We start from the raw sequence: 2768 nt of genomic DNA, 5'->3' as shown, positions 1-2768 counted from the left end.
GCCACACGCGCCCCCCCCCCCCCACCCCAAAAACACCCACCCCCCCAGAGAGCACCCCCCCACCGCGCGCACCCGGGCGCGGCCCCGCCCCCCCCCGCGCCCCCCCCCCCCCCCCCTTTTTCATGTGCGGTCCGGGACGCCAGACTGGACCCGCCGAGATCACCGCCCCCAGCGAGGAAGACTCCCGTGACCCAGACACCCGTCCTGATCACGACGACCGGTCCCGACAAGCCCGGCGTTTCGTCGGTGCTGTTCGCCGTGCTCACCCGGCACGACGTCGACGTGCTCGACGTCGAACAGGTCGTCATCCGCGGCCAGCTCGTGCTCGGGGTGCTCGCCGGGGTGTACCGCGATCCGGAGGGCCTGCAGGAGTCCGTCGAGCAGGCGATGGCATCGGTCGGGATGCAGGTCGACGTCCGGATCGGTTCGGCGATCGGCGAGGACCCGTTCGCGCTGGGGCGCCGGGACTCCTCGCACGTGCTGGTGGTGCTGGGCCGTCCGGTCACCGCGCGCGCGTTCTCCGAGGTGGCGCGGCGGCTCGCCTCGGTCGGGGCGAACATCGACACCATCCGCAGCGTCGCCGACTACCCGGTGACCGGGCTGGAACTGTACGTCTCGGTCGCCGAGGACAGCGAGGTCGCCGACGCCGAGCTTCGGTCCGTCCTGGCCGACGCGGCTTCGCAGGCGGGGATCGACGTCGCGGTCGAACGGGCCGGGATCGCCCGGCGAGCGAAGCGTCTCGTCGTGTTCGACGTCGATTCGACGCTGATCCAGGGCGAGGTCATCGAGATGCTCGGCGCGTACGCCGGGGTCGAGCCGCGGGTCCGGGAGATCACCGAAGCGGCGATGCGCGGCGAGCTGAACTTCACCGAATCGCTGGAGCGGCGGGTCGCGCTGCTGGCAGGGCTGCCCGAGTCGGTGCTCGACGAGGTCGCGAACTCGCTGGAGCTGACGCCCGGCGCGCGGACCACCGTGCGCACGCTCAAGCGGATGGGCTTCCGCTGCGGTGTCGTGTCCGGCGGGTTCACCAGGGTCATCGACCGGCTGGTGGACGACCTGGGCCTGGACTTCGCCGCCGCCAATGAGCTGGAAGTCGTCGACGGCAAGCTCACCGGGCGGGTCGTCGGCGAGGTCGTGGACCGCGCGGGCAAGGCGAGGGCGTTGCGGCGGTTCGCCGAGGAGTACGAGATCACACTCGGCCAGTGCGTCGCCGTGGGGGACGGCGCCAACGACATCGACATGCTGTCCGCGGCGGGCATGGGTGTGGCGTTCAACGCCAAGCCGGCGCTGCGAGAGGTCGCCGACACCGCGCTGTCGCACCCGTACCTCGACGCCGTGTTGTTCGTCCTCGGCGTCACCAGGGCCGAGGTCGAGGCTGCCGACGCCGCCGACGGACTCGAACCCGCGCGGCCATGAGCGACGCTCGCGAGCGAATCATGAACAGCGTGCTTGAGCCGCTGGCGGCGCGGTACGCGTACTGGCTCGGGCTCCCGGCCGCCGACACCGCGGACACCACCGAGGAGGACCCGGCCGAGGTCCGGGCCATGCCGGTGATCCTGCGCATCGAACGCGCCGAGCGTCCAGGCCGGACGCCGTTGCTGGAGGCCGCCGCGGCCGCGGCGCTCGCGGTGTGTCTCGACGAGCGTTCGGCGCCCGGCGGTGAATGGGCCGAGCCCGTGCACGACTGGCTGGACAACCGCATCCGCAAGGTCGCCCGGCGGGCGCGGGGCGCGCATTGGCAGGCCGTGCAGGAGCTGCCCGGCGTGACCGTCGAGATCGACGGCGCCCAGGCGCGAGCACTTGTGCCCGGCAGGGTCGTCGAGAGCCCGAAGGAGGTCTCACGGCTGCAGATCTCGGGCAGCGAGCTGCCGCCGGACGAGCCGGGACCCGCCCTGGCCGGCGTGCCGTCGTTGCTGCTGAACCCGCAGGTGCCGATGACCGTCGGGAAGGCCGCGGCGCAGGTCGGCCACGCGACGATGATCTTGGCCGCGTTGCTGGATCCGGCCGACCTCGCGAGCTGGGCCGCGCAGCGGTACCGGACGTCGGTGCGGACGCCGTCGGTGGCGCGCTGGAAGGAACTGTGCCCGGTCGAGGATCCGGCGGAGGGCTGGCGGCGCGATCGGGTGATCGCGGTGCGGGACGCCGGATTCACCGAGGTGGACCCCGGCACGATCACGGTTCTCGCGCAGTGGGCGCCGGAACAAACGCGCGGTTGAGCGGGTTCTGCCGCATACGCGAGCGAGGAGACCGAAGTGGCACTGGAAGTACAGCGCGAAGGCAAGCACGTCTTCGTCGGGCGCAACGAGCGGGGCGCCGACGTCAAGGTAGGCCGCAAGGGGCAGGAGGGCGTGTTCTCGCCCGCGGAGCTGCTGCAGATCGCGGCCGCGGGCTGCGCGGCCGTGACGGCGGAGGAACTGATCACGCGGCGGGTGGGCGAGGATTCGAAGTTCCGCGTCGGGGTCACCGCGGATCGCCGTGAGGACGCGTGGGAACTGGACGCCGTGCACGTCGCGTTCGACGTGGACGTCTCGGCGCTTGACGCCGATCAGCGCGAGGCGCTCGCGGGTGCGGTGGATCGCGCCATCGAGCGGCTGTGCACCGTCAGCCGCACGCTGAAGAAGGGCATCCCCGTCACGGAGTCCTTCCCTGCTTCCTGACCCAGCGGCCCTCAAACGCCCCAATGGGGATTTTTCATCCTGGTTTGTGCTGGTGGGGTGGGGTTGACGGGGTGGGGTAATGGTCAGGTTGTGGTGTCGCGGACGTGCTGT

Annotated in this window: 3 protein-coding genes; all 3 read left to right on the top strand. The window is 71.8% G+C overall.

What is annotated here, in order from left to right; all coding sequences use genetic code 11:
• The first annotated feature begins 186 nt into the window (after positions 1–186).
• Genes serB through ACFWY9_RS43945 form a run of 3 tightly spaced genes read left to right on the top strand, consistent with a single transcriptional unit; the run spans position 187 to position 2657 of the window.
• A complete protein-coding gene (gene serB / locus ACFWY9_RS43955) occupies positions 187–1416 on the top strand; it encodes a phosphoserine phosphatase SerB (protein WP_378341685.1) in 1230 nt (409 codons plus the stop codon).
• Positions 1417–1436: 20 nt separating this feature from the next.
• Positions 1437–2216: a peptidyl-tRNA hydrolase gene (locus ACFWY9_RS43950; protein ID WP_378341684.1), complete on the top strand. Its 780-nt coding sequence runs from the start codon at positions 1437–1439 to the stop codon at positions 2214–2216.
• A 36-nt stretch (positions 2217–2252) separates the two neighbouring features.
• Positions 2253–2657 carry an OsmC family protein gene (locus ACFWY9_RS43945; RefSeq protein WP_378328639.1) on the top strand — a complete coding sequence of 135 codons (405 nt, stop codon included), beginning with the start codon at positions 2253–2255 and terminating at the stop codon, positions 2655–2657.
• The last annotated feature ends 111 nt before the right edge of the window (positions 2658–2768 follow it).

The organism is Amycolatopsis sp. NPDC059027 (assembly GCF_042739735.1).
In the GTDB taxonomy this organism is placed as follows: Bacteria; Actinomycetota; Actinomycetes; order Mycobacteriales; family Pseudonocardiaceae; genus Amycolatopsis.
Note: the sequence above shows the minus strand (reverse complement) of the source record. Positions and strands in the feature narration are given on the sequence as shown.